The organism is Azospirillum sp. A26 (assembly GCF_042604635.1).
Taxonomy (GTDB): domain Bacteria; phylum Pseudomonadota; class Alphaproteobacteria; order Azospirillales; family Azospirillaceae; genus Azospirillum; species Azospirillum palustre.
On the sequence record NZ_CP170477.1, the window covers coordinates 147,798 to 173,536 of the forward strand.

Annotated in this window: 16 protein-coding genes; 10 read left to right on the forward strand and 6 right to left on the reverse strand. The window is 66.4% G+C overall.

Features of this window, described 5'->3' with window-relative positions; genetic code table 11:
* Positions 1 to 16 precede the first annotated feature (16 nt).
* Positions 17 to 1,012 carry a GDP-mannose 4,6-dehydratase gene (locus ABNQ39_RS35560; protein WP_376967199.1) on the reverse strand — a complete coding sequence of 332 codons (996 nt, stop codon included), beginning with the start codon at positions 1,010 to 1,012 and terminating at the stop codon, positions 17 to 19.
* Between the two features lie 52 nt (positions 1,013 to 1,064).
* Positions 1,065 to 2,120 carry a GDP-mannose 4,6-dehydratase gene (gmd, locus tag ABNQ39_RS35565; RefSeq protein ID WP_376967201.1) on the reverse strand — a complete coding sequence of 352 codons (1,056 nt, stop codon included), beginning with the start codon at positions 2,118 to 2,120 and terminating at the stop codon, positions 1,065 to 1,067.
* 238 nt (positions 2,121 to 2,358) lie between these two features.
* On the opposite strand from gmd, the gene ABNQ39_RS35570 reads away from it, so the two are divergent.
* The 3 genes from ABNQ39_RS35570 to ABNQ39_RS35580 are packed head-to-tail and all read left to right on the forward strand — an operon-like array spanning position 2,359 to position 6,076.
* Positions 2,359 to 4,335 carry a tetratricopeptide repeat protein gene (locus tag ABNQ39_RS35570; protein WP_376967203.1) on the forward strand — a complete coding sequence of 659 codons (1,977 nt, stop codon included), beginning with the start codon at positions 2,359 to 2,361 and terminating at the stop codon, positions 4,333 to 4,335.
* Positions 4,336 to 4,389: 54 nt separating this feature from the next.
* The gene (locus ABNQ39_RS35575; protein WP_376967205.1) at positions 4,390 to 5,148 is read left to right on the forward strand and encodes a class I SAM-dependent methyltransferase; all 759 of its coding nucleotides are present in this window, start codon (positions 4,390 to 4,392) and stop codon (positions 5,146 to 5,148) included.
* Entirely contained in the window at positions 5,141 to 6,076 is a 936-nt protein-coding gene (locus tag ABNQ39_RS35580) for a class I SAM-dependent methyltransferase (RefSeq protein WP_376967207.1), read from the forward strand. The genes ABNQ39_RS35575 and ABNQ39_RS35580 overlap by 8 nt, the downstream gene beginning before the upstream one ends.
* 270 nt (positions 6,077 to 6,346) lie before the next feature.
* On the opposite strand, the gene ABNQ39_RS35585 is transcribed toward ABNQ39_RS35580, so the two are convergent.
* Positions 6,347 to 7,969: a hypothetical protein gene (locus ABNQ39_RS35585; RefSeq protein WP_376967209.1), complete on the reverse strand. Its 1,623-nt coding sequence runs from the start codon at positions 7,967 to 7,969 to the stop codon at positions 6,347 to 6,349.
* 213 nt (positions 7,970 to 8,182) lie between these two features.
* Between ABNQ39_RS35585 and ABNQ39_RS35590 the strand changes: the two genes are divergently transcribed.
* Entirely contained in the window at positions 8,183 to 9,994 is a 1,812-nt protein-coding gene (locus ABNQ39_RS35590; protein ID WP_376967211.1) for a tetratricopeptide repeat protein, read from the forward strand.
* A 24-nt stretch (positions 9,995 to 10,018) separates the two neighbouring features.
* Here ABNQ39_RS35590 and ABNQ39_RS35595 read toward each other — a convergent pair whose 3' ends face one another.
* Together ABNQ39_RS35595 and ABNQ39_RS35600 are read right to left on the reverse strand one after the other, a co-directional pair.
* Positions 10,019 to 10,690, reverse strand: coding sequence for a formyltransferase family protein (locus ABNQ39_RS35595; protein ID WP_376967213.1), 672 nt, complete (start codon positions 10,688 to 10,690; stop codon positions 10,019 to 10,021).
* A gap of 26 nt (positions 10,691 to 10,716) precedes the next feature.
* Entirely contained in the window at positions 10,717 to 11,898 is a 1,182-nt protein-coding gene (locus tag ABNQ39_RS35600) for a glycosyltransferase family 4 protein (protein ID WP_376967215.1), read from the reverse strand.
* A gap of 180 nt (positions 11,899 to 12,078) precedes the next feature.
* Here ABNQ39_RS35600 and fcl point away from each other — a divergent pair, with 180 nt between their 5' ends.
* Positions 12,079 to 13,092: a GDP-L-fucose synthase gene (gene fcl, locus ABNQ39_RS35605; RefSeq protein WP_376967217.1), complete on the forward strand. Its 1,014-nt coding sequence runs from the start codon at positions 12,079 to 12,081 to the stop codon at positions 13,090 to 13,092.
* 86 nt (positions 13,093 to 13,178) lie between these two features.
* Here fcl and ABNQ39_RS35610 read toward each other — a convergent pair whose 3' ends face one another.
* Positions 13,179 to 15,152: an O-linked N-acetylglucosamine transferase family protein gene (locus ABNQ39_RS35610; RefSeq protein ID WP_376967219.1), complete on the reverse strand. Its 1,974-nt coding sequence runs from the start codon at positions 15,150 to 15,152 to the stop codon at positions 13,179 to 13,181.
* Between the two features lie 363 nt (positions 15,153 to 15,515).
* Between ABNQ39_RS35610 and ABNQ39_RS35615 the strand changes: the two genes are divergently transcribed.
* From ABNQ39_RS35615 to ABNQ39_RS35635, 5 genes are all read left to right on the forward strand, one after another.
* Positions 15,516 to 17,672 (forward strand): peptidase domain-containing ABC transporter, encoded by a 2,157-nt coding sequence (locus ABNQ39_RS35615; protein ID WP_376967221.1) that lies wholly within the window; start codon positions 15,516 to 15,518, stop codon positions 17,670 to 17,672.
* Between the two features lie 12 nt (positions 17,673 to 17,684).
* Positions 17,685 to 19,118, forward strand: a complete 1,434-nt coding sequence (locus ABNQ39_RS35620; protein WP_376967223.1) for an HlyD family type I secretion periplasmic adaptor subunit — start codon at positions 17,685 to 17,687, stop codon at positions 19,116 to 19,118.
* Positions 19,119 to 19,120: 2 nt separating this feature from the next.
* Positions 19,121 to 20,473, forward strand: a complete 1,353-nt coding sequence (locus ABNQ39_RS35625; protein WP_376967225.1) for an SEL1-like repeat protein — start codon at positions 19,121 to 19,123, stop codon at positions 20,471 to 20,473.
* 895 nt (positions 20,474 to 21,368) lie between these two features.
* Entirely contained in the window at positions 21,369 to 22,493 is a 1,125-nt protein-coding gene (wecB, locus tag ABNQ39_RS35630; RefSeq protein WP_376967227.1) for a non-hydrolyzing UDP-N-acetylglucosamine 2-epimerase, read from the forward strand.
* 24 nt (positions 22,494 to 22,517) lie between these two features.
* The gene (locus ABNQ39_RS35635) at positions 22,518 to 25,739 is read left to right on the forward strand and encodes a hypothetical protein (protein WP_376967229.1); all 3,222 of its coding nucleotides are present in this window, start codon (positions 22,518 to 22,520) and stop codon (positions 25,737 to 25,739) included.

Here is a 25,739-nt window from a genome sequence, read left to right on the forward strand (position 1 = left end):
AGGACGGGGATGGGGATCAGTCGGCGGCGCGCCGCGCCATCTCGGCGTCGACCAGCCCGGCGACCACCTCGGCCATCCGGCGTTCGGCGCGCCAGCCCAGCCGCCGCTCCGCCTTGGCGGGGTTGCCGACGCTGAAGGCGATGTCGGACGGGCGGAGCAGGTCCGGATTGCCCTGGACATGACGGCGCCAGTCCAGACCGAAACAGGAGAAGGCCTGGGCGACGAAATCCTCCAGCCGGTTCGCCTCGCCGGTGGCGATCACGAAATCCTGCGGCTCGTCCAGGGACAGCATGCGGGCCATAGCGTCGACATATTCCGGCGCCCAGCCCCAATCGCGGGCGATCGACAGCGTTCCCAGCTCCAGGCTGTCGGCCTTGCCCTCGGCGATGTCGGCGGCGCCGCGGACGATCTTCTGGGTGACGTAGCGCACCGGCCGCAAGGGCGATTCATGATTGAACAGGATGCCGGAGCAGGCGAACAGCCCATAGGCTTCGCGATAATTGGCGACCGCCCAATAGGCGGCCGCCTTGCCCACGCCGTAGGGGCTGCGGGGGTGGAAGGGGGTCGATTCGTCGGCCGGCTCGCCGGTGTTGCCGAAGCATTCGCTGGACGACGCGTTGTAGAAGCGCGCGTCCAGACGGAGGAAGCGGATCGCTTCCAGGATGTTGATGGTGCTGTTGATGGTGCTGTTCAGCGTCTCGACCGGCTGTTCGAAGGACAGTCCGACCGAAGCCTGGCTGGCGAGGTTGTAGATCTCGGCCGGACGGATCCGGGCGATCACCTCGACCACGCTGCGGAAGTCGGTCAGCACGGCCGAATGCAGCACGACCCGGCCGAAGATGCCAAGCCGCCGCAGGTTGGCGAAGCTCGACATCTCCCGGTCGCGCGAGGTGCCATGGACCGTGTAGCCCTTGTTCAGCAGCAGCTGGGCAAGATAGGCGCCGTCCTGACCCGAAACGCCGAAGATCAGCGCGGTCTTCGGTTCGCTTCGGGCCGTCGCTCCGATGGTCATGAACGGCGCCTCATCGGTCGCGGGTCAATGGCGGCAGATCAATGGTGGCAGATCAATGGTGATCGTCCCCGCTGGCGGCCAGACGAATGTCGGACTCGACCATTTCCCGGACCAGATCGCGGAAGGCTGTGGTGTGGGTCCAGCCCAGCTTCTCGCGCGCCTTGCTGGGATCGCCCAGCAGCAGGTCGACCTCGGTCGGGCGGAAATAGCGCGGGTCGATGCGGACCACCACCTTGCCGGTCTTCTGGCAGATGCCTTCCTCGTCGACGCCCTCGCCGCGCCATTCGATGCCGCGGCCGATATGGCCGAAGGCCAGCTCGACGAACTCGCGCACGCTGTGGGTCTCACCGGTGGCCAGCACGTAATCGTCGGCCTGGTCCTGCTGCAGGATGCGCCACATGCCCTCGACATAGTCGCGCGCATGGCCCCAGTCGCGCTTGGCGTCCAGGTTGCCGAGATACAGGCAGTCCTGCCGGCCATGCTCGATGGCGGCGACCGCGCGGGTGATCTTGCGGGTGACGAAGGTCTCGCCGCGGGTCGGGCCTTCATGGTTGAACAGGATGCCGTTGCTGGCATGCATGCCATAGGCTTCGCGGTAGTTCACCGTGATCCAGTAGGCGTACAGCTTGGCGGCGGCATAGGGGCTGCGCGGGTAGAAGGGCGTGGTCTCGCGCTGCGGCGTCTCCTGCACCTTGCCGTACAGCTCCGAGGTCGAGGCCTGGTAGAAGCGCGCGGTCTTTTCCAGGCCCAGGATGCGGATCGCCTCCAGCAGGCGCAGCGTGCCGATGCCGTCGGCGTTGGCGGTGTATTCCGGCGTCTCGAAGCTCACATGGACGTGGCTCTGGGCGGCCAGATTGTAGATCTCGGTCGGTTGGATCTGCTGGACCAGACGGATCAGGTTGGTGCTGTCCGTCAGGTCGCCGTAATGCATGAAGAAGCGCACGTCCTCTTCATGCGGATCGCGGTAGAGATGCTCCACCCGGCCCGTGTTGAAGGACGACGACCGGCGTTTGACGCCGTGGACGATATAGCCCTTCCCCAGCAGAAGCTCGGCAAGATACGCGCCATCCTGGCCGGTGGCGCCGGTGATGAGGGCAACTTTGCGCAAAGGACCGACCCTTGATCTGTACGGCGTTGATGATCGGGCAATATCCTCAAAGGATCCTGGCAAGGCAAGGTTCTTGAGTTCGTGTCCTGTGAAGGACACGGGGAAAGACGGGAGGACGGGGCCGGGATATCCGGCGCATCGCCATCAACTGAGTTGATGCGCCTATCCGGTGACGATAGGGTGCGCGCCGAACCGGCCAGCCGCCCTTTTGCGTGGATGCCGCACAGTACGGATCGTCATGACCACCGTTGCCGAAGCATTGCAGATTGCCGTCGGGCTCTATCGCACCGGCCGCCTGGACGAGGCGCGCACGCTGTATCTGCGCATCCTGGAGGCCGATCCGCGCAATGCCGCCGCCCTGCATCTGCTGGGGTTGAGCGAACGCCGCCTGGGTCGGCGCGACAAGGCGATCGAGCTGATCCGCGCGGCGCTCGACATCGCCCCCGACATGGCCGACGCCTGCTGCAATCTCGCCGGCATCCTGTCCGATCTCGGCCGGGTGGACGAGGCGGCTGCGGCACAACGGCGCGCCCTGGCGATCGATCCGGCGCTGGAGGCGGCGCATCATGGTCTCGCCAGCCTGCTGTGCAGCCGTGGCGGCCCGCGCGACTGGTCGGCTTCGGCCGTCTCCTTCCGCCGCGTGCTGCGTCTCTCTCCCCAGCGGGCCGAGACCTACCATGATCTGGGCATCGCGCTGCGCCAGGGCGGGGCCGTCGATGCCGATGCCCTGGCCCTGGCGCAGGGCAGCCAGCGGACCGCACTCGTCCTGCGGCCGGACTTCGCCGCCGCCCACATGAATCTGGGCAATCTGCTGGTCGAACTCGGCCGGCTGGACGAGGCGCTGGTCTGCTTTCGCCGTTCGCTTGCCATCGAACCGGAGCAGGGCGGTGCCCTCTACAATCGGGGCAACGCCGAGCATGCCGCCGGACTGGCCGATGCGGCGGTCGACAGCTATGCCCGCGCCGCGCGCGCCGGCGTCGCTCTGGCGCTGACCCGGCTGGCCGACGTGCTGACCGGCCTCGGCCGCGAGGGCGAGGCGGAGCAGGTGCTGCGGCTGGCGCTGACCAGCCCGGGCAGCGACGTGGCCGGCGCCATCGACATGCTGTCGGCCCTGCTGGCGCGCCAGGGGCGTTACGAGGAATCGCGGCGCTTCTTCGCCGACTACCGCTATCCCCACCTTGCCGACCCCAACGCCTTCCGCATCGAATGCCTGACCGCCATCGCCGAAAGCTGGCTGGCGGCCGGCGAGGTCGACCGGGCGGTGGAGGTGCTGGCCGGCGTGCACGGCCATGGCAGCCGTTTCTTCACGGTGAAGTCGATCGCCGGGCTGCAACAGGTCCTGGCCCGGCAGGGCAGGCGACTGGAGCGGCCGGCCAACCCCGACCCGTCGCAGCCGCGCATCTGCTCCTCGACGCTGGCCACCCACGGGCGCTTCGCCCACAACGTCCTGGAATATGTGCTGCTGCGGCTCTATGCCGAGAAATTCGGCTACCGGCTGGAGACGCCGGACTGGGTCGGCGGCTATTACTTCGACCTCGACGACCCCAGGCCGACCGGCGGGTTGAAGCCGATGCATTTCGCCCGGCGCATCCTGAACGATCTGGTGACCGGGCGGCGCGACGACCCGCGTCCGGACGTCGAAATCCTCTCGCCGCTGTTCCTGTTCGAGCATCGCGAGGAGTGGCGCGAGCGGGTGCAGTCCTGGCTGCGGCCGCGGCCGGAATGGCTGGGCCATGTCGATCCGGTGATGCAGGCGCTGAAGGCCCGCGGCAACACGGTCGTGGCGCTGCACATCCGCCGCGGCGACTTCGTCTGGTTCCGCTACACCATCACCGAGACCTCCTGGTACGTCGACTGGCTGAAGGCGCTGTGGCCGACGCTGGACCGGCCGGTGCTCTACATCGCCACCGACGATCCCGCGACCATCGCCGACTTCGCGGAGTTCGCGCCGGTCTCGCTTGACGATCTGGCCAGGGACGATCCGGCCGGAGACGGATCGGTGAAGCCGTGGACGGGGCTGGAGTTCCTGCAGGATTTCCATGTGCTGATGAATGCCGATGTGCTGGGCGTCAGCGCCCACAGCGGCTACAGCCAGCTGGCCGCCCTGCTGAACCGCAATGCCCGGCTGTTCGTCGAACCGGATGCGTCGGCTCGGCGCATCAAGGCCTATTCCCCCTGGACGGCTTCGCCCGCGGCGCCGTCCGGCACCCCTTAAGACCACCGTCATCACGACCAAAGCGACGCCCTCAGCGGGCGGGAGGGCAGCCCCATGGATCTCGCGACCAAGGAATTCTACGACGACTTCTGGCCCCGTTTCGTGCCGATCTACGACGAGACCAAGAAGTACATGCTGGAGACTCTGACCGAGCGGCAGATCGGCCGGGCGCTCGATGCCGGCTGCGGCCACGGCATCTGCTCGGTCATCCTGTCGGAGATGTCGGAACAGGTGGTGTCGGTCGACGTGTCGTCGGACAGCCTCGCCACCGCGCGCCAGCAGGCCCAGCGCTTCGGCCGCGACAACATCGAGTTCCACCACCAGGATCTCCAGGAACTGGACACGAACCTCGGTCCGTTCGATCTGGTCTGGTGCTGGGGTGTCGCGATGATGGCCCCCGACCCGATGAAGGTGATGCGCAACCTGATGGCCGTCACCAAGCCGGGCGGCACCGTCTATCTCGGCCTCTACCTGAAGACCTGGCTGTCGCCGGTGCATGAGGGCGTGCGCCATTTCTGCCGCGCCTACATGGACACGCCGGCCCGGCGCAAGCTGGTCGGCGGCTTCTTCACCGGCCTGACCAAGGCCGCCTGCGTCCTCAAGGGGCAGGAGATCAACCGCCGCGCCGACAACGTGTCGATCCAGGCCCAGGTCGAGGACTGGTATTATCCGCCCTACAAGACCTTCTATTCGATCGAGGAGATCGTGGCGCTGTTCGAGCGCAACGGCTTCAAGGCAGAGTGCATCCAGGACCGGCTGGGCCGGATGAAGAGCGCCACGATCTTCGTGATCCGGGCGACGAAGAATGGCTGAGACGGCGGCGGGGCAGGAGGGCCGGACGGCTCAACCCGGTCGGGAGACGCCCGACTGGACGGAGCTGGGCCGGCTGCTGTCCCGCGGCTACATCGACAGCGGCTTCATCGGCGGCGTCACCCGCGTGCCGGTGGCGGACGTCGTGCGCGACATGCTGTCGGAGGCGCGCGCCGACGAACAGGTGGCGGAGCTGCGGCGGACGGCCGCGGCCGCCGGCATCGACGCCGGAAAGGCCCGCATCCTGGAGGTCGGGTCCGGCTGCGGCATGACCGTGGTGCGCGGGCGCACCGCCCATGGGCTCGACATCCACGGCATCGAGCCCAGCATGGGCGAATACAGCTCCACCCTCGACGTCTGCCGCCGGCTGATCGACCATTACGGCCTGCCGGCGGACGCGGTGCGCGACGCCACCGGCGAGGCGATCCCCTTTCTGGACGCCAGCTTCGACATCGTCTATTCCTCCAACGTGCTGGAGCATGTCGGCGACCCGGCGGCGGTGCTGGACGAGGCGCTGCGCGTGCTAAAGCCGGGGGGGCTGCTGCTGATCGTCGTGCCCAACTACGGCTCCTGGTGGGAGGGGCATTACGGCATCCTGTGGCTGCCGCGGATGCCGGCCGGGCTGGCGAAGCTGTATGTCCGGCTGTTCGGGCGCGACCCGTCCTATGTCGACACCCTCAACCTGATCGACCGCCCCTGGTTCGACCGCTGGCTCGGCCGCCATCCCGGCGGGCTGGAGGTGCTGGACTGGGGCTGGGGAGTCTTCGAGCAGCGGCTGCGCACGCTGGGATTCGGCGACTGGGCGGCGCTGTCGGTCGCCAAGCGCATCGTCACCTTCGTCCACCGCTCCGGCCTGCTGGAGCCGGCGATCTGGCTCGCCCGGCGCCTGCATTGGGAAACCCCGATCATCTTCGCGGCGCGCAAGCGCTAGAGTCCGTCTGATGCTTATTGAAGCACCGGACGGACTCTAGTCTTTTGGTTTTTCGTGTGATTCACGCTTCAAGCGATTCCGCTTGAACCGATCACACTCTAAGCGGGACCGCGCGCCGGCGTCCCGTCCTGCCGCGGTGGATTTTTCAGGCCGCGCTTATCTCCGCCCCTGCCGCGTGATAGAAAGACCCGTCAGCCGGCTGCACCTGTGGAACAATGGAACAGGCGTGGATTTCTGTTTCACGGCGTTCCAAATGTTCCACCCGCACTGTCAGCCGGCTTGCGGCAGCAGGTCGGGAGACAGCCCGGCCGCCTTCGCCCCGGCGGCGCGGGCGAGGTCGCGGGCGATGCGGGCCATCGGGCCGGACCAGTCCCATTGGCGGTCCTGGCGGTAAATCCGCAAGGATGGGTACCAGATGCTCCTCTCCGCATCGTTCATCCAGCGCCAGTCCATCCGGTAGGGGGCCGGCAGCCAGGTCGGGACGCCCAGAGCGCCGGCGACATGCAGGACGGAGCTGTCGATGGCGATCACCAGATCCAGCGCCTTCATCACAGCCGCGGTGTCGAGGAAGGCGTCCGGCCCGGCGTCGAAATCCGGACCCAGCCGGTGGAGCAGCCCCTCGTCGGCATCCGTCAGGCGCTTGGCGGCGTTGTCCTGCTTGTGCAGATCCACAAGGCTGACGCCGGGGATGGCGGCCAGCGGGCGTACGAACTCGAAGGGAACCGAGCGCTTGGGGTCGGCGGCGCGGGTGGCGTCGCCGTTGCTCCAGCACAGCCCGACGCGCAGGCCGCCCAACCCGGCCAGCCGGTCCGTCCACAGCCGTACCCGCTCGGGATCGGCCGACAGATAGGGGCGGTTCGGCACGGTGTCGGCCGTCGATCCCAGCAGATGGGGCAGGCTGAGGAACATCGCCCGCGCCCGGAGCGGAGGCATGTGCTCCGGGTTGAAGCGGATGTTTCCGGGGTTGGGCACGGTCGACAGCAGGCGTTGCAGGCGCGGCGGGCAGACCACCACCACCTCGCCGCAGATGCGGGCGACCTGCGTCACGTAGCGGACGAAATGGATCATGTCGCCCCAGCCGCCCTCGGCCGCCAGGACCACCCTATCGTCGGGCAGCGGCCGGCCGTCCCAGACCGGGGTCGGGCTGCCGTCGGCCTGGAACCAGACATTGTTCTTGCGCGCTTCGAAATCGGCCATGCCGCCGACGAAGTCGCCGAGCCGCAGCCGGTTGATGCCGGCGATGTGGCGGGCGTCGGTCATGCCCGGCTCCACGCGCAACGCCCGGCGGCAGGCCGCCAGCGATTCGGCCGCGCGGGCCATCTCCTCCAGCACCAGGGCGATCTGCAGGTGGGCGACCGTGTTCCCGGGAGCCAGCGCGACCGCGGCCTTGGCGTTGCGCAGGGACTCCTCGAACTCCGCGCCCTGCGAGGTGGGTTCGAGCAGCAGCACCTCGCTGAGGGCGATGCGGGTCTCCAGATGGTCCGGGCGCAGTCGGGCGGCCCGGCGCAGCGGCCCGGCCGCCTCCCGCCGCCGTTCCTGCCGCAGCAGCGTGCTGCCCAACTGGTACAGGGTCTCGGCATCGCCGGGAAGCTCGGCCACCAGCTGCCGAAGCAGGGCCAGGGCGCCGTTGTGGTCGCCGATCCCCTGCAAGGTGCGGCACAGGTTCTGCCGCACCGTGGTGAAGTCCGGGACCAGCCGCAGCGACCGCCGCATCAGCGCCACCGCGGCGCCGGCCCGGTTGAACCGCTTCTCCACCAGACCCAGCAGTTGCAGCCCGTCGGATTGGGCCGGGTCGATCATGAGCGCCTTGCGGTACAGCCGCCGCGCCTCGTCCAGCCGGTCGGTCTGGTGGGCCTGGACGGCCGGGATGAGAAAGATCTGCGGCTGGGTCATGGACTGGCTCGTGAAGGGCAGGACGCCTTTATGGCCGGTGGGGGGTGGGGATTGCAATTCCGCAAGCTGACCGGGGAAGCGGGTCGCCGTCGGTTGACCGGAAAAAACATGCCGTGCTATGGCCGCAGTCTGGAGAGCCGCGATTTCCGCCAAGCCCGCATCGCCCGTCCTCCTTCCGCCCTTCGTCCCGTCAGGTCAGTGGATAGCCGCTTCATGGGTCAAGACATCGCGCATGCCACAGAGCTGTACCGGGCCGGTCGCCACGACGATGCCCTGGCCCTGGTCGAGCAGGCCCTGCATGAGAACGCCAACGACTGCGCGGCGCTCAACCTCGCCGGCGTCATCCTGTACGGGATGGGGCGCCTGGACGAGGCCGAGGGGCGCCTGTCGCGCCTGGTGACGCTCGATCCCCTCTTCTTCCAGGCGCGCATCAATCTGGCGGTGATCCAGCAGGCGAAAGGCGCCCGGATGGAGGCCGTCGCCCAGTTCCGCATGGTCGCGGCGCTGATGCCCGAGCGGCTGGAAGTGCAGGACCGGCTGGGCAACCTGCTGCATGGGCTGGGTGATTATGCCGGGGCGTCGCGCCATCTTCGCCGCTCCGCCCGGCTCGCCCCCGACGACCCCGACCGCCGGGTGCTGCTGTCGGTATCGCTGATGTCGAACGGTGAGCATGCCGAAGCCTGCGCCATCCTGACCGGCGTGCTGGCGCAGCGCCCCGCCCACACCGACGCCCGCAACCATCTGTCGGCATGCCTGCTGTCGCTCGGCCATCCCGATCTGGCGGAACAGACGCTGTGCGATGGCGGTCCGATGCCGGGGGCCGATGCCGACGCCATCGCCCGCGCCCGGCTCTACCGCCGGATCGCTGACGAGGCCGGCCGGCCGCAGCTTCCCGACGGGCTGCTGGTCCGCGCGCCCTTCTCGGTCCTGTCGGGCTACGGCGACTTCGCCCAGCATTTCGTGCGCAGCCTGATGGAGCGGGGTCAGACTCTGCGGCTTGCCGGGCTGAAGGGCGAGGAGAGCTGGCGCCCGTCCTTCGCCGACCCGATCCTGCAGGCGGCATCGCGCCGGCTGGCCGAGCCGTTGCGGTCCCGGCTGGCGCTCAGCGTGCTGACCCCGCCGCTGGTCGAACCGATCCCCGGCGTGCCGACCGTCAACTACACCATGTTCGAAGGGCCGCGGATCCCCGACAGCTGGGCCGTCTGCAGCCGGGAGCACGACAGGGTGATCGTGCCGACCGACTCCTCCCGCCTGGCCTGGATCGCCGCCGGCCATCCGGAAGACCGCATCCATGTCTGCCCGCCCGGCATAGCCCCCAATCCGGCGGATGCCGGGGCGATGCCGCCGTCCATCATGGGGCCGCGCGGCCGGCCGGTGATGGATTACCGGGTGCGCGCCCTCAACATCTCGGATTTCGTCGCGCGCAAGAACCTGGACGGGCTTCTGCGGGTCTGGCTGCGGGCCACCCGTGCCGACGACGACGCGATCCTGATCCTGAAGGTTGGCAAGGGCGGGGCTTCCCTGGCCGGAGAGGTGCGCCGGCTGGTCGAGCAGGGCATGCGCGCCACCGGCCGCCGGGTGGAGGAGGCCGCCCCCATCGCCCTGCTGACCGACCGCTACGACGAGCAGGGCATCGCCAGCCTCTACGCCATGGCCACCCATTATCTCAGCCTGTCGCATGGCGAGGGCTGGGACCTGCCGATCACCCGTGCCGGCTGCCTCGGCGCCGGCCTGATCGCACCCAGGCACAGCGCCTACACCGCCTATCTGAACGACGATGTCGCCCACCTGATCCCCTGCACCACCGGCCCGGCGCTGATGCCCTACAGCAACGCCTATTATCCGCCCTTCCACGGGCTGGACTGGTGGCATCCGGACGAGGACGCCGCGGCCGACATCCTGGCCCGCGTCATCCGCGATCCCGTGGGCGAACGCCGCGACGCCGCCCGCCATCTCATGGACAGCTTCACCTGGGACGCCGCCGCCTCGCGGCTGCTCGACGCCCTGGACGGGGTGGGGCGCTGATCCCCGTCCTCTTCTAATCCCCGTCTAATCCTCGTCCAGCACGAAGCGGCGGCCGTGCAGGGTCAGGTGGGGGCGGATGCCCCCGTGCCGGACGCTGCGCAGGGCCCGGATGCGGCGCTCCATCTCCTCGCCCCCGATGTCGGGCGGCAGGTCGCGCAGCGCGTCCAGCGCCTTGCGCGTGCAGCGGCGGCTCTGATCCCAGATCAGGTTGGTGCGGGGCAGCGGCTCGCCGGTCCGGGCCAGCTGCGGGGCCAGCATCACGAACAGGTGGACCAGTGCGGTGTATGTCCGGTCGATCAGCCAGTCCGCATCCGGCCGGTCCGGCAGCGCGAAGGACAGGGCGCCGACAATCGCACCGGCGTCCACCCGCTCCGTCATCTCGTGGGCGGTGACGCCATACTGCGCCGCTCCGTCATACAGCGCGAAGGCGAAGGGATGCCGGCCGGGATAGCCGGGCGGCCCGGGGTGGAAGTTGTAGGAGGGACCCGGGACCCGCAGCAGCAGATCCGCCGGCACGATGCTGTTGGTGCGGAAGGCGACGATGCGGTCGACCCTTTCGGCGCCCGCCACCGCCCGCTCCAGCTGTGCCGCGTCGGTCGCCGTCACCACGACCAGATCCCGGTTGGCGACGGCGAGCACCGCGCCGAGATGGCGGGCATCCTCCTGGGGGCAGAGCAGGGCAAGGGTGGTGGGCATCCGGCAAATGCCTTTCGGCGGCGGGCTTACTGGGTGGCGTCGACGAACGCTTCGGCGAAGGCGCGCCAGCTGCGCTCGGTGCGGATGAAGGTCTTGGCGCGGGCGGCGCGGGCCTTGGCGGCGGCACGGTCGGCATAGAGCCGCTCCAGCGCCTCCACCAGCTCGTCGACCGAGGACTCGCCCCAGCCGAAGCGGCTGCCGTCGCGGTCGGCGACCGGCACCTGGCGGTCCAGCGTCAGGCACAGGTCGTCGCCCTGGGTCGGGCTCTTCAGCAGGTCGCGGTGGCCGGTGTTGTTGGACAGCACCACCGGCACGCCGCAGGCCATCGCCTCCATGGCGACGAGGTTGGTCGCCCCCTCGCAGCGGTTGGGGAAGACGGCGGCGTGGCAGTCGGCCAGGATCCCGGCGATCTGATGACGGCCGAGGAAGCCCAGATCGACGAAGCCCTCCTCGTCGGCGCCGTTCTCCATCGCCCACGTCTTCACGTCGACCATGTTGTTGGCGAGAGTCCGTGGCGGTTTCGGCGCCAGCGGCGATTCCGCCATGGTCATGCCGACCTCCGGCCAGGCGTTCTGCCAGGCGGTGACCAGCAGCGCGTCGGGATGGCGCTGACGGAAGGCGCGGAAGGCGGCCAGGACGATGTCCTGGCCCTTGCGGAACTCCAGCTTGCCGCCGGAGAAGACGACGAAGCGGTCGCCGAAGCGGCCGCTCGGCTCCGCCTCGACCATCTCCGTCGGGTCGATGCCCTGGAAGGCGAGGCCGACATTGTCGAAACCCCAAATCTCCAGAAGCTGCCTGTTGTAGGTCGAGTGAACGACGATGCGGTCGTAGTGGCGGGCGCGGGCCATCACCTCGGGCGTGAAGCGGGTCTGCTCATAGGCGATGACGCCGATGTTGCGCCGGCCGCGGAAGCGCGTCGACGGGCCGCCGGCGGTGAAGCCGTTGCCCAGCGCGTGCAGGACGTCGAATTCCTTCAGCAGCAGCATGTGGCCCTTGGCGTTGTCGGCCATGGCGGCGATCTGCTGGTAGGGTGCCTCCAGCGGCTGCAGCTTGGCGCGGTTCTCCGGACGCAGGGTGCCCATCAGCGGCTTTTCCAGCAACAGCGGAGGCCGGCCCTGATCGGCGAGGTAGAGGGCGGTGTGGACACCCACCAGCCCCCAGCCATGGACCTCCGTGAGCTGCCAGGTAAAGGCCAAATTCGGAATCATGATGGAAACCCCAGTTCTGCGCAAATCCGGCCGCCCGCACCGGTGGCCCGCATCGCCCGGCCATGTCGGCGGTTGCTGTCGGCTGCTGCCGGGCGCCGGCCCGAAGAGCGGGCGGACGATCCCGCGCCGGACCGGCGCTTGTCAAGTCGAGTGGAGCGGGCTGGATTCCCTGCCGGCCCGATGCTACGACAGCGGTGGCTTTTCATAGCGGCATGGGGCGCAAGGGTGGGGACGGAATCGCTTTTCTCCCTGGAAGGGAAACGGGTCTGGGTGGCCGGGCATCGCGGCATGGCGGGGGCGGCCATCGTCCGCCGGCTGGAGCGCGAGCGGTGCGACCTGCTCACCGTCGGCCGCGACCGCGTCGATCTGCGCCGTCAGGCCGAGGTCGAGGACTGGATGGCCGAAGCGAAGCCGGATGTGGTCTTCGTCGCCGCCGCAACCGTCGGCGGCATCCTCGCCAACTCCACCCGGCCGGCCGAGTTCCTCTACGACAATCTGGCGATCGAGACCAACATCATCCACGGCGCCTACCGGACGGCTGTGAAGAAGCTGGTCTTCCTCGGATCCTCCTGCATCTATCCCCGGCTGGCCGAGCAGCCGATGCGCGAGGACTCCCTGCTGACCGGCCCGCTGGAGCCGACCAACGAGTGGTATGCCATCGCCAAGATCGCCGGCATCAAGATGTGCCAGGCCTACCGGCGCCAGTATGGCTGCGACTTCATCTCGGCGATGCCGACCAATCTCTTCGGCCTGAACGACAATTTCGACCTGCAGGGGGGGCATGTCGCCGCCGCCCTGCTGGCCAAGATCCACCGCGCCAAGGTGGAGGGGCTGCCCTTCGTCGAGCTGTGGGGGACGGGTGCGCCCAAGCGCGAGTTCCTGTTCGCCGACGATCTGGCCGATGGGCTGGTCTTCCTGGCCCGGCACTATTCGGGTGAGCCGCACGTCAATGTCGGCACCGGGATCGAGGTGTCGATCCGGGAACTGGCCGAGCTGATCCGCGACGTCGTCGGCTATGAGGGCGAGTTCCGTTACGACACCTCCAAGCCGGACGGCAGCCCGCGCAAGCTGATGGAGGTCAGCCGGATGACCGGGATGGGCTGGACCGCGCCTACCTCCCTGCGCGACGGCTTCGCCACCACCTACCGCTGGTTCCTGGAGACGGCCGGCCAGGGAGGCCTGCGGGGGCTGTGACCTCCGGGCGGTAAAGCCTGCTGGGAGCGGGAGACGGTACCGGCGAGCCGCGCCGTCTCCTCTCGACGCTCCTGGACGGCGCTCCCTCAGGCGGCGCTGCGGGTCAGCCAGTCGCGCCACATGGCGCGGTAGGCCGCCTCGACCTGATGGGCGAAGCCCTTGTAGTCGGTCAGCGGGGCGGCGTTCAGCCGGTCGCGCATGGTCCGGCGCAGTTCGTCCAAGCGGTCCGCATCGCCGGCAAGGGCGACCGCGGTGGCGATGTAGCCGGCTTCGTCGGCGGCGATCAGCTCGGTCAGGCCGCAATGGGTCAGCAGGCTGGCGCCGACGCGGGCGACATGGCTGGCGCCGGCCACCGTCACCACCGGCACGCCCATCCACAAGGCCTCGCAGGTGGTGGTGGTGCCGTTGTAGGGGAAGGGGTCGAGCCCGATGTCGATGCGGTCGTAAGCGCGCAGGTGCCCGTTGGCGGCGTCGATGCGGGCGAGCAGCTCGATGCGGCCGGCGTCGATCCCGTGCTGGACGAAGGTGTTCAGGTAGCGCCGGCGCGTCTCCTCGTCGCCCATCTGGGCGCTTTTGACGATCAGGCGGGAGTTCGGCACCCGCTTCAGGATCTCCGACCAGACCCGCACCACCTCCCCCGTCACCTTGGAGGTGTTGTTGAAGGACCCGAAGGTGACATGGCCGTTGGCGCGCGACGGCGGCTCGGCCGGCGGGGCGACGTCCACCGGCGGGCGGTAGCTGTGGAAGCCGTGCGGCAGGCGGACGATGCGCTCGGCGCTCAGCCGGTCGGCCTCGCCCGGCGGTTCGGCGATGGCGTCGCTGAGACGCCAGTCGACCGCCCGCATGCCCGTGGTGTCGGGATATCCCAGCCAGCTGACCTGGACCGGCGCCGGCTTGCGGGCGAACAGGGTCAGCCGGTTGTTGGCGGTGTGGCCAGTCAGGTCGACCAGGATGTCGATGCCGTCCTGTTCGATCAGCGCCATCGCGCGCGCGTCGTCCACCCCGACCAGCGACCGCCAGCCGTCCGCCATCCCCTTCAGCCGTTCGGTGACCACGTCCGAGCGCGCGGCCGCGTGGTAGCAGAACACCTCGAAACGGTTGCGGTCATGCTCGCGGATCAGCGGTTCGGCGAAGAAGGCGACGGAATGGGCGCAGAAGTCCGGCGAGACATAGCCGACGCGCAGGCGGCGTTCGGGATCGCGCGGGTTGGCGTGGCGCTTGCCGGCGGGCAGCAGCGGATCGGCATGGCGCTGCGCCCATCCCGCATGGGCTTTGAAAACGGTCTCGGGCGGGACGGCCGGGGTGTAGTGCAGGGCCAGCAGCAGGTTGGAGTGCATCAGAGTATGGGTGGGGTTGGCCTCCAGCCCCTTCTGGAAGACGCCGATCGCCTCCTCGATGCGGCCCATCTCCTTCAGCGTCTCGCCCAGGTTGTTCCAGGCCTCGGCCGATTTCGGGTCCGCCTTCAGGGCGGCCACGAAGCATTCCACCGCCCGTGCGAGTTCGACGCCCCCCTTGTGCAGGTCGCCCAGATTGCACAGCGCCGCCGCCATGTCCGGCTTCAGGCGCAGCGCCTCGCCGTAGGCGGCGCGGGCGCTCTCGCGGTCGCCGCGGTTGCGCAGGATGTTGGCCAGGTTGAAATGGGCCTCGGCATAGTCGGGCTTCAGCCGGACGGCGGTGCGCAGCGCCTCCTCGGCCTCCGCGGCCCGGCCCATGTCCAGCAGCAGGCAACCGTGGTTGCTGTGGACGAAGGGGTCGGCCGCGTTGCGGGCAAGCGCCCGGCGGTAGCAGCCCAGCGCCTCGTCCCAGTCGCCGCGGGCGCGCAGGATGATGGCAAGGTTGTTGTTGGCGTTGGGATGGCCCGGATCGGCGGCCAGCACGCTGCGGTATCCGGCCTCCGCCTCGGCAACCCGGCCCTCCCGGTGCAGGGTCAGCGCCCGCGCGAAGCCGGCCTCCGCCGCCGGAGCCGTCCCGGTGGGTGTCCCTGGGGCTGCGGCCCGCGGGGAGGGGGCCGGGATGGCCGGGCGTTTCGCCTTGGCCTGCTTTCGTGAAGGCTTTTTCATCGGGCTGACCGCTTGGCGTTAAGTCTTTGCCGGCAAAGAACCGTGCCATCGGTCGATAGCAACGACCGCACACTGTCCGCAAGCGGCATCTCGCCCCTACGGTCCGCTGTGCCGCAACGAACACACGAACCGGGGACATATGATGGATGAGGGATGCCATTGGGGACAGATGGCTTGCCGCTGTTGGCCCAATTCTGCTATTCCAGCGGAATCGCGTGGGTATGCATCGTCCGCAGGTGGCGGACGCACGCGCTTCATCGCGCCCCGGAGCCCAAGGAGCGTACGGTCGATCGAAACCGGGTGATCAGGCGGTATGAAGACCTTGCTTTCGCGACGCACTCCTTATCCTTTATGGCGGTTCCCATGACACTCGCTGCCGAAGTCCCTTGCGCCCACACCGGGCTGCACTCCCTGGCTGCCGTCGCGCGCCAGCGTGGCCTGGACGTTTCCGCCGAGCGGCTTCAGCACAGCAATGTCATCGGAAACGAGGAGCTGGACACCGCCCGCCTGCTGCGCGTCGCCAAGTCCATCGGCCTGAAGGCCGAAGCGACGACGCTGGATTGGGAGGATCTCGGAAAGCTCCACGATGCCTTCCCGGCCATCCTGCGCCTGCGCAACGGCAACTCGATGGTCGTGCTCGGCTTCGGCAAGCAGGGCGACACCGACGTCGCCATCCTGCAGGATCCGCTGGCCGGCCAGGAACTCATCCTCCCGGTCGACCGCATCCGCCTGAGCCAGGCCTGGGCCGGCGAGATCGTGCTGCTGAAGCGCGACTACGGCCTGACCGACACCGAACAGCCCTTCGGCCTGAAGTGGTTCCTGGTGGAGATCCTGCGCCACAAGCGCATTTTCCGCGACATCGGCATCGCGGCGATCCTGATGAGCCTGTTCGCGCTCGCCGTGCCGATCTTCTTCCAGCTGGTGATCGACCGCGTGCTGGTCCACCGCAGCATGGGCACGCTCGGCGTGCTGATGATCGGCATGGTCGGCGTCATCCTGTTCGAGGCGGCCTTCTCCTACCTGCGCCAGTACCTGATGCTCTACGCGACGAAGAAGATCGACGCGAAGATGAACGTGCAGGTCTTCAACAAGCTCGTCGGCCTGCCGATGCATTATTTCGAGCGGGTCTCGTCGGGCGAGATCGTCAAGAACGCCCAGCAGGCCGAGCGCATCCGCAATTTCCTCACCGGTCAGCTCTTCATGACGCTGCTGGACACGGTCTCGCTGGTGATCTTCCTGCCGATCATGTTCATGTACAGCGTGCCGCTGACCGTCCTGGTCCTGGCCTTCTCCGTGCTGATGGCGATCAACATCGGCATCATGATCCCGCTGATCAAAGGCCGGCTGAAGGAGCTGTATCAGGCCGAGGTGCGCCAGCAGTCCTTCCTGATCGAGAACATCCACGGCATGCGCACGGTGAAGTCGCTGGCGCTCGATGGCCGTCAGAAGCTGGAATGGGACCACCGCGTCGCCCGCGCCGCCGAACAGCGTTTCGACGTCGGCCGCATCATGATCATCGGCCAGACCGTCGCCCAGCCGTTGAACCAGCTGATGATGGCCTGCCTGCTGGGCCTGGGCACCTATCTGGCGCTGAACGGCGACCTGATGATGGGTGCCCTGATCGCCTTCTACATCCTGGCCGGCCGCGTCACCCAGCCGCTGCTGCAGATGGCGCAGCTGGTGCAGCAGTTCCAGGAGGTGTCGATCTCGGTCCAGATGCTGGGCACGATCATGAACCACGCCCCGGAAGAGGGCCGCACCGGCCGCGGCCTGCGCACGCCGCTGCGCGGCACGGTCGATTTCCAGGAGGTCCGCTTCCGTTACTCCCCCTCGTCGCCGCCGGCGCTCGACGGCGTGTCCTTCACCGCGTCCGAGGGCACCATCCTCGGGGTGATGGGCCGCTCCGGCTCGGGCAAGACCACGGTGACCAGGCTTCTGCAGGGGCTGCACCGGGCGCAGGAAGGGCTGATCCGCATCGACGGCCGGGACCTGCGCGAATACGACCTCGACCATCTGCGCGCCTCGATCGGCGTGGTGCTGCAGGACAATTTCCTGTTCACCGGCACCATCCGCGAGAACGTCTCCGCCGCCAAGCCGGGGGCGACGACCGAAGAGATCCTGAAGGTCATCCAACTGGCCGGCGCCGACGAGTTCGTCGAGCGGCTGCCCAAGGGCCTCGACACCATGCTGGAGGAAGGCTCGTCCAACCTCTCCGGCGGTCAGCGCCAGCGTCTGGCCATCGCCCGTGCGCTCCTGACCAACCCGAAGATCCTGATCATGGACGAAGCCACCTCCGCGCTCGACGCCGAGAGCGAGGCGATCGTCCAGGCCAACCTGATGAACATCGCCCGTGGCCGGACCATGATCATCATCTCGCACCGGCTGTCGTCCCTGGTGCCGTCCGACACCATCCTGGTGATGGACCGCGGCAAGGTGGTCGACAGCGGCAAGCACGATGAACTGCTGAAGCGCTGCGACATCTACCAGCATCTCTGGCACCAGCAGAACCGGCACATCTAGGAGCGCGCGCCCGTGTCCGCACAAAAGCCGACCGCACAAAAGTTTGCGAAAATCGAGACGGTGCGCGTTCCCGCCAACGACGTGGCTCCGCGCACGCCGGCCACTCCGCTCGACAAGCGTGCCAAGGCACGCGGCAAGGCGGCGATCGGTGCCTTCCAGAAGGACACGGAGGCGATCCAGAACGCCCCCGATCCGTTCCTGGCGCGCGTCACGCTGCATCTGCTGGCGCTGTTCGTCATCGGGCTGATCGCCTGGGCGTCGCTGTCCTACCTGGACAAGATCGTCGCCTCCCAGGGCAAGATCATCTCGACCGAGCCCAACGTGATGGTCCAGCCGCTGGAGATGGCGGCGATCAAGCAGATCCTCGTCCGTCCCGGCGATGTCGTGCGCAAGGGCGACGTGCTGGCGACGCTGGATCCGACCTTCACCCAGGCCGACGTCCTCCAGCTGGAATCCCGCCTCGCCAACGCCGACGCACTGATCGACCGGCTGGAAGCGGAGCATAACGGCAAGACCTTCGTGGGCGGCAGCGACCGTTACGGCTACGGCACGCTGCAGCAGTCGCTGTGGCGCGAGCGTCAGGCCCAGTACCAGTCGCAGATGCAGAGCTACGAGGAGAAGCTCGCCCGGCTTCAGTCCAACGTCTCCAAGTACGAGATGGACCGCGTCCATCTGAACGAGCGGCTGAAGGTGGTGCGCGAGATCGAAACCATGCGTTCCACGCTGCTGGCCACCCAGGTCGGCAGCAAGCTGAACCTGCTGCAGGCCACCAGCGACCGCATCGACATCGAGCGCAATCTGGTCCTGAACCAGAACGAGTTGCAGGGCAACCGCCACGATCTGCAGGCTCTGCTCGCCGACCGCGACGTTTTCGTCCAGCAGTGGAACGGCAAGATCATCGAGGAGCTGACCTCCCAGCGCAACGAGCGCGAGGCCCTGCGCGAGCAGCTGACCAAGGCGCGCAAGCGCCAGTCGCTGGTCCAGCTCGACGCCCCGGTCGACGCCATCGTTCTGGAGGTTTCGCCCAAGGCCGCCCCCGGTTCGATCGCCAAGGAGGCCGAGCCGCTCTTCACCCTGGTCCCGGTCGGAGCACCCCTGGAGGTCGAGGCCAACATCGACGCCCGCGACCTTGCCTTCGTCCAGGTCGGCGACAAGGTGCGCGTCAAGCTCGACGCCTATCCCTACATGCAGCACGGCTCGCTCGACGGCGAGGTGGTGACGATCAGCGAGGACTCCTTCTCCAACAAGGACAATGCCGCCGGGATGCTCTTCTACCGTGCGCGCATCAAGCTGCTGACGACCACGCTGGACAATGTCCCCTCCAACTTCCGCCTGATCCCCGGCATGCCGCTGATTGCCGACATCAAGGTCGGCGAGCGCCGTATCATCACCTATTTCCTCCGCCCGATTCTGCGCGGGGTCGACGAAAGCCTGCGGGAGCCCTGACCTTGTTCGGCAAGCTGTTGAAGCGAAGCAAATCCACCGGTACCCGCAAGCCCGATTTCCAGCGTGGCCTCGCCGCTTTCGAGGCGGAAGACTATGCCGCCGCCGTCACCGACTGGATGCCGCTGGCTGAACACGGCCATGCCGAGGCGCAGTACCGCATGGGCCAGCTCTATGCCCGCGGCCAGGGGGTGGTGCGCGACTTCGGCGACGCCGCCCACTGGTTCCGCAAGGCGGCCGAGCAGGGCCATGTCGAGGCGCAGTTCTCGCTCGGCCTGTGCTATGCCAACGGCGAAGGCGCTGCCCAGGACAATGCCCTGCCGGTGCGCTGGTACAAGACCGTGTCGAAGGCCAGCCCGCCGACGGCCGAGGCGAATCTGGCCCTGCTCTATCCCAATGGTCTGGGGATCGGTCCGGACATCGCCCAGGCCCTGCACTGGTACCGCCAGGCTGCCGAGGGCGGCCATGCCGAGGCGCAGCACCACATCGGCCTGTTCCACGCCTACGGTCAGGGTGTCGCCCAGGACGTCGCCGCCGCCGCCGACTGGTACCGCCGGTCGGCCGAGCAGGGCTATGCCATCGCCCAGCACGCGCTTGCCTCGCTCTATGCCAACGGCCAGGGGGTGGAGCGCGACATCGAGCAGGCGCTTTTCTGGTATCAACGCGCTGCTGACCAGGGCTACGTGAATTCGCAGCTTGCGCTCGCCATCATGCATGAGCACGGCACCGGCGTGCAGGCCGATCCGGCCAAGGCGGCGGAGCTGTACCGGCTGGCGGCCGAACAGGGGCATCCGGTGGCCCAGGTCAATCTGGGCCTGCTGTACGCCCGCGGCCACGGCGTGCCCCAGAACTATGCGGAAACCCTAAAATGGTGCCGCCGGTCGGCGGAGCAGGGCAACGTCAACGCCCAGTTCAATCTCGGCCTGATCCATTCCAACGGTCTGGCCGGCGCCCCCGACTATAGCGAGGCGGCGGTCTGGTACCGCAAGGCCGCCGCACAGGGCAATGTCGGCGCCCAGGTCAATCTGGGTCTGATGCTGGCCCATGGCTGGGCCGGCCGCCCCGATCTGGTCGAGGGCGTGGACTGGCTGCGCAAGGCCGCGGCGCAGGGCCATGCCGGCGCCATGACCAATCTGGGCGCCCTTTACGCCAACCGCGACAGCAAGGCTCACAACCCGATCCAGGCCTATGTCTGGTACATCATGGCCGCCGCCGCCACCCAACCCGGTCCCGACCGTGACGGGCTGGAGGCCAAGGCCCATGAACTCGGCGCCAGCCTCGGCAGCGAGGATCGGCACAAGGCCCAGGTCATCATGGAAGAGTGGAAGAAGAATCCGAAGCTGATGGCGTCCGCATAGTCCGGCCGGGAGGCCTGGGGATGGTCCACCGGACATCCCCAGGCCTCCCGAGACCGCCGGCGGACGATCTGGCGCCGGAGAGGCCATCCGCCTGATCGGGCGGCCCTTTTCCGGTTTTATTGGCTCCCATCGCCCGCGTTTGCTCCTTGCGCGTCGATCTGCATCGAACCGCTGCGACGGTGCTGGCACCCGGTTATTTCGGTGCCAAAGCGCGGGCTGTGAATGCCGGCGGCATCCGGATTTCCGACACGCATCATATGGTCGCGCAAATCACTCGAGTTCGTCTCTAACCGCGTGGTCGCGATTGCCAGCATGTCAGTTTCTTGTCGTAATTCGATGAATAATCTCGTTTTTCGCGATAAAGAAAGCCGTCAGCTGCAGGCCTTTCTTCAAAGCTATCGGTATGGTTCATGATGATTAAAAATTTTGTCGAAACTCTTATTGGAAATTGGAAGAAACCAAACCTGAATATGAAAATTCATAAATGAAAAGTTGTATCAAAATTTTATCAACATAAAAGTGATATTATAAAATTGTGTGTAGATATTTGATGGTGTCATATAAATATAATTGCAGATAGAGTAATAGCAGGTCAAATATTTCGCGACATTTCTTCCTTCTCCATATTATTTCATTGAAAAAATTAGTGATCTATATCAATGCCAACAAAAATTATATGATGCTGTCGATGCAATGGAAAAGCTATGTTGACATCTGTATGTTACATTCATCCAATGACTATAGATATAGAGCGTTCCAATGGTTGCCCGAATGTTCGGAAAAATCATAACGGATTGTTCAATGATTTCTGGGAAAGCATGAGAGGCTAAACGGATTGGAAGGCAAGACGCCGAAGCTCGGGCTGGGCGTTTGAGTAGAAGCTTGGGGTAGCCTTGTGTCAAAAAATATTCTCTGCATCGTCGGAACCCGTCCTGAAGCCATCAAGATGGCGCCTGTCATATCGACCTTAAAATTGGTGGACTGGTGTGCAGTTCGTGTTATCGCCACGGCGCAGCACCGCGACATGCTGGATCAGTCTCTGGGCGTCTTCGGCATCGAGCCGGACATAGATTTGAATTTGATGGCGCCGAACCAATCGCTCGCCGATCTCACGATCAGGGCTCTGGCAGGGTTGGATCGAATTCTGGCGACCGAAGCCCCAAGCGCCGTTCTTGCCCAAGGCGATACGACCACCGTTCTGGCGACCGCGCTCGCCTGCTTTTACCGACGCGTTCCCTTCTGCCATGTGGAAGCCGGTTTGCGTACGTTCGATATGAGCAATCCTTTCCCCGAGGAATTCAATCGCGTTACGGCTGGCCAAACCGCCGCGTTGCATTTCGCGCCGACGGAGGCTGCACGGCAAAATCTGCTGAAGGAGAGAATTCCGGCTGAGCGGATCCTCGTTACCGGCAACACCGTTATCGATGCCCTCCTGTCCATTGCCGATGGCGCTCCTGTTTTTCCATATGCAGCCGTCTCCGGGCGACGCCTTGTTCTGGTAACGCTGCACCGACGCGAGAATTTCGGCGAACCTTTGCAGCGGATCCTTTCGGCCATTCTGCGCCTGGCTTCGGAGAATTCGGATGTCGAGGTTGTTCTGCCTGTCCATCCCAACCCCAACGTCAAGGAAGCCGTTCATCGGATTCTCGGTCGGCATGAGCGGATCACGCTGATCTCTCCTCTCGACTATCTGGGCTTCGTGTCTGCTATGAAGGCCGCAGACATCATCCTGTCCGATTCGGGAGGGGTGCAGGAGGAGGCGCCGGCGCTCGGCAAGCCGATCCTGGTGCTGCGCGATACGACGGAGCGGCCTGAGGCCATTGCCGCCGGAGTGGCGCGTCTGGTCGGTTCCGACCCCGAACGGATCGTTGGAGAAGCGCAGGCTTTGCTGCGCGATCCTCGGCATTATCGAAGCATGGCAAAGGGGGGCTCGCCTTATGGAGACGGTCGCGCTGCCGGCAGGATTGCCGATGCGCTGTTCAATCTCGTGATGAGCGGTCCAGCTGATTGCAATGTTTGATTCCTGCTCTTCGAAAGCATGATCATGAAGAACAAATTCATTGTTTGCGACCCTTCCATCGTCGGCAAGGGTGGGCACTATCTTGTGTATGCAGAGCAGGTCCTGGCAAGTGCCCGGGATCGGTCATTCCAGACGCATCTGTTTACCAACAAAATGTACAGCGCAGACAATGAAGAATTTTACAAGATTCATCGAGTATTTGAGTATGACATTTGGGGCAACAGCACCGTCAAGGCGTCCTTGAAGGAATGGAAGGACGATGCCGATGTGGCATCCCTGCTGCGGGCGCGCTACTCCCGGCTCGGTTTGCTCTGGCAAGCGTCGAAGGACATTGAAACTTTCTCCCACTACAGCGCCGACTTCCCGGTTTCGCCGAGAATGCTGCGCCGCTTGCGTAGGATGGCTGACATCCGTTCTGCCGCCATGTCGCTGCTGGCGGACCGTGAATGGGAGGCGATGACCCGCGGTCACAACCCCCAGGTGGACCGCTTCCTTCATTACCGTTTGCTTCGGGCCTGCATTCGTGATGCCGCTTCCCTGGTGCGGGAGGATGGAAAGGGCAGAGGACTTGCGGGTCAGACCGCTGCCGGCGCTCCCGCCGACGCGGAGCGCTGGAATCGTCTGGCTCAGCGCACGGCAGCCGCGCAGTCCTTCGCCACCGCCCTGATCCGCACTGTGGCGGCGCTGAAGCCGACGGCCGACGACCACATCTTCCTGCCCAGCATGGCGCCTCATGAACTGGCCGGCCTGCGCTGGGCCATCCTGCAAAGCGATGCCCTTCAGGCTCCGACCTATCATCTGGTCTTCCGCCGGGACATCTATCGCGGCTACAGCGATCAGTTCGATGCGGGCGAATGGGGGGTGCATGCCATGCGTCATGCGCTCCATGCCATGAAGGACGTCAGCGCACAAACCCGCATCAACTTCTATACCGATACTGACGAACTCACCTACCAGTACAATCGCCTGGATGCTTTCTCCTTCGTCACGCTTCCGGTGCCGGTCAGCGTCGAGGCCGGTGTCGGGAAAGCCGTCGCCTTGCCGGAACTGGATGACCGCTCACAGCGCCGCGTGGCGATTCTCGGGAACCATGGCTCCGCCGCTCTGGCGGGGATCATGCCGCTGCTGGGGCGCGACCATACCGCGTCCGGCATCGCCAATTTCCTCGTGCAGGAGGATGCCGGTTCTCTTCCCAACCCGCTCCTGGCCCGCTGGCATCCGGCGGTTCTCACCCGTGTGGCGGTGGACGATGCGCGTTGGGCAGACGTGGCAACGCGCCAAGCCGACATTCTCATTCTTCTGCGCGATGGATCGTCGCAACTTCCGCTGGCCGATCTGGCGGCGGCCGGCAAGCTGCTCGTGCTGCCGGCCGATGCTCCCGAATGCCTGCAGCTTTGCCGTCAGGCGAGCCAGACGCATGCGGCCCTGGTCGCCAGCCATGGAGCCGTGCTGGCGGAAAGCTCCGGCGATCCGAATGCGTTGCGGTGGCGCCGGTATTATGAGAGTGGCGTCGACCGTGAAGAGGACGGAAGCTGCACGCCGGAAGGCGTGGCGCTGACCCACAATGGCATGACCTATACCCGCATTGCCGTTTCGGAAGGCGCCACACACCTCTGGCTGAAATTCCCGGTGACCCTGTCCTCCAAGTGGAAGGATACCGGCGCAACAACCGAACTGACGGTCGAGTTCATCGGCGGCGGAGATGCCGGCCAACCGCCTTTCGTCGACCAGACAGAGCGGCGCGTCATCGAGATTTTCCCGCACGCCCATGCCGGTGACCCGCAAGCGGCTTCCAGGAACGGTTCCCGCGGACAGGGAGAGCATTCGGTCCTGATCAAGGTGCCGGCGAACAGCCGTGTCGTGTGGCTGGCTCTGCGCAACTACACGCCGTCGATGAGCCTCTATCGTCTGGAACGCTTCCAGGTCCGTTGGGTGCGGAGCCGCTGCCCGTTGCCGCGGACGGTCGGCTATATCCCTTACCGGCAGGGCAGGGATTTCGCCGAGACCTTGAACAGCATCGCCCAGAAATTGAAGGAGGCGATCGACCTGTTCACTCTTCACTGGGACCACGGCACTCCCCCAACCGGACTTCTGGCCGGCCAGAAGTCCGGTGCGCAGGACCATTCCTGCCTTGTCGGCGGCTATCTCGGGGATGCCAGGCTGGAAAAGGGCTTCCACCTGATCCCGGCAGCCATCGACCGGCTCGACCGCGACCATGTCGCCCCGGGCCTGCTGCGCTTCCAATTGCAGTCCTATGTCCCTCAGGCGCGGCCGGAGCTGAAAATCCTGCAGGCGCTGGAGCATCTGCGCTCCATGAGCCGAAGCGCCGTCCGTACGCTTCCGCGGCCTTTGTCCGTGCCCGAGTACAACCAGCTTCTGGACCGCTCGGACTTTGTGCTAATTCCCTACACGCGACTGAACTACACGGCCCGCAGCTCGGGCATCTTCACCGAAGCTCTGGCGGCGGGCAAACCCGTGATCGTTCCGGCCGGAACCTGGATGTCCGAAATCGTCGATCAGGCATCCTACGCCTTTCATGCCGGCAGCATCGAGCCGGACAGCATCGTCAGCGAACAGAACTGCCTGCAGGCCTTCCCGTGGCGGACCCTGTCCAATGACGGGGACCAGCCCGCTGACCGGGCGGTGTCTTCGCGCTCTGTTCGGATCTCCCGTCACCAGACGACCTACATCCAATCCTCGGTGCCGACGGGCTGCACCCATGTCTGGCTGTCCTTCGGCCATGACTCGCCATTCCACGACAGCCACACCCGGGTGGTGGTCGCTCTTCTGCGCGATGAGTGGGAGGAGGGGGAAGTCCGGTCCACGGAGCTCTGGCGGCGGGATCACATCGTCGGTCATGCTGGAGATGAGCGGATGTCCGTCGTCATTCCGCTGATCCCGCAGGCGACGCGGCTGTGGATCGGTTTCCTGAATGCCTTCACCACGACCGACTACCAGCTTGTGCGCCCAACGCTCCGCTGGCTGAAGTCGCCTGTGCCCATCGCGGAGACGGCGCTCGGCATCAAATACATCGAGGAAAATTCCGACGAGGAGATCGCCCGATCCCTGGCCGACGCGATTGCCATTCTGCACGGCAGCTACGCCTCTCTCAATCGCTCGGTTGCCGGTTTTGCTCCCGGGTGGCGGGAGCGCAACGCACCGTCGACATTGGTTTCGACCCTGCTGGCGCAATCCTCGGCCGCTCCCCGCTGGTCGGACGAGCGGATTTCCGCCCAAGATTGGTAA

Excerpts from the sequence above, each read along its gene's own strand:
- ABNQ39_RS35585 (WP_376967209.1), bottom strand. The coding sequence starts at position 7,969 with ATGACCCAGCCGCAGATCTTTCTCATCCCGGCCGTCCAGGCCCACCAG.
- ABNQ39_RS35560 (WP_376967199.1), bottom strand. The coding sequence starts at position 1,012 with ATGACCATCGGAGCGACGGCCCGAAGCGAACCGAAGACCGCGCTGATC.
- ABNQ39_RS35615 (WP_376967221.1), top strand. The coding sequence starts at position 15,516 with ATGACACTCGCTGCCGAAGTCCCTTGCGCCCACACCGGGCTGCACTCC.
- ABNQ39_RS35575 (WP_376967205.1), top strand. The coding sequence starts at position 4,390 with ATGGATCTCGCGACCAAGGAATTCTACGACGACTTCTGGCCCCGTTTC.
- ABNQ39_RS35580 (WP_376967207.1), top strand. The coding sequence starts at position 5,141 with ATGGCTGAGACGGCGGCGGGGCAGGAGGGCCGGACGGCTCAACCCGGT.
- ABNQ39_RS35610 (WP_376967219.1), bottom strand. The coding sequence starts at position 15,152 with ATGAAAAAGCCTTCACGAAAGCAGGCCAAGGCGAAACGCCCGGCCATC.
- ABNQ39_RS35635 (WP_376967229.1), top strand. The coding sequence starts at position 22,518 with ATGAAGAACAAATTCATTGTTTGCGACCCTTCCATCGTCGGCAAGGGT.
- fcl (WP_376967217.1), top strand. The coding sequence starts at position 12,079 with ATGCTACGACAGCGGTGGCTTTTCATAGCGGCATGGGGCGCAAGGGTG.
- ABNQ39_RS35600 (WP_376967215.1), bottom strand. The coding sequence starts at position 11,898 with ATGATTCCGAATTTGGCCTTTACCTGGCAGCTCACGGAGGTCCATGGC.
- ABNQ39_RS35595 (WP_376967213.1), bottom strand. The coding sequence starts at position 10,690 with ATGCCCACCACCCTTGCCCTGCTCTGCCCCCAGGAGGATGCCCGCCAT.
- ABNQ39_RS35590 (WP_376967211.1), top strand. The coding sequence starts at position 8,183 with ATGGGTCAAGACATCGCGCATGCCACAGAGCTGTACCGGGCCGGTCGC.
- ABNQ39_RS35570 (WP_376967203.1), top strand. The coding sequence starts at position 2,359 with ATGACCACCGTTGCCGAAGCATTGCAGATTGCCGTCGGGCTCTATCGC.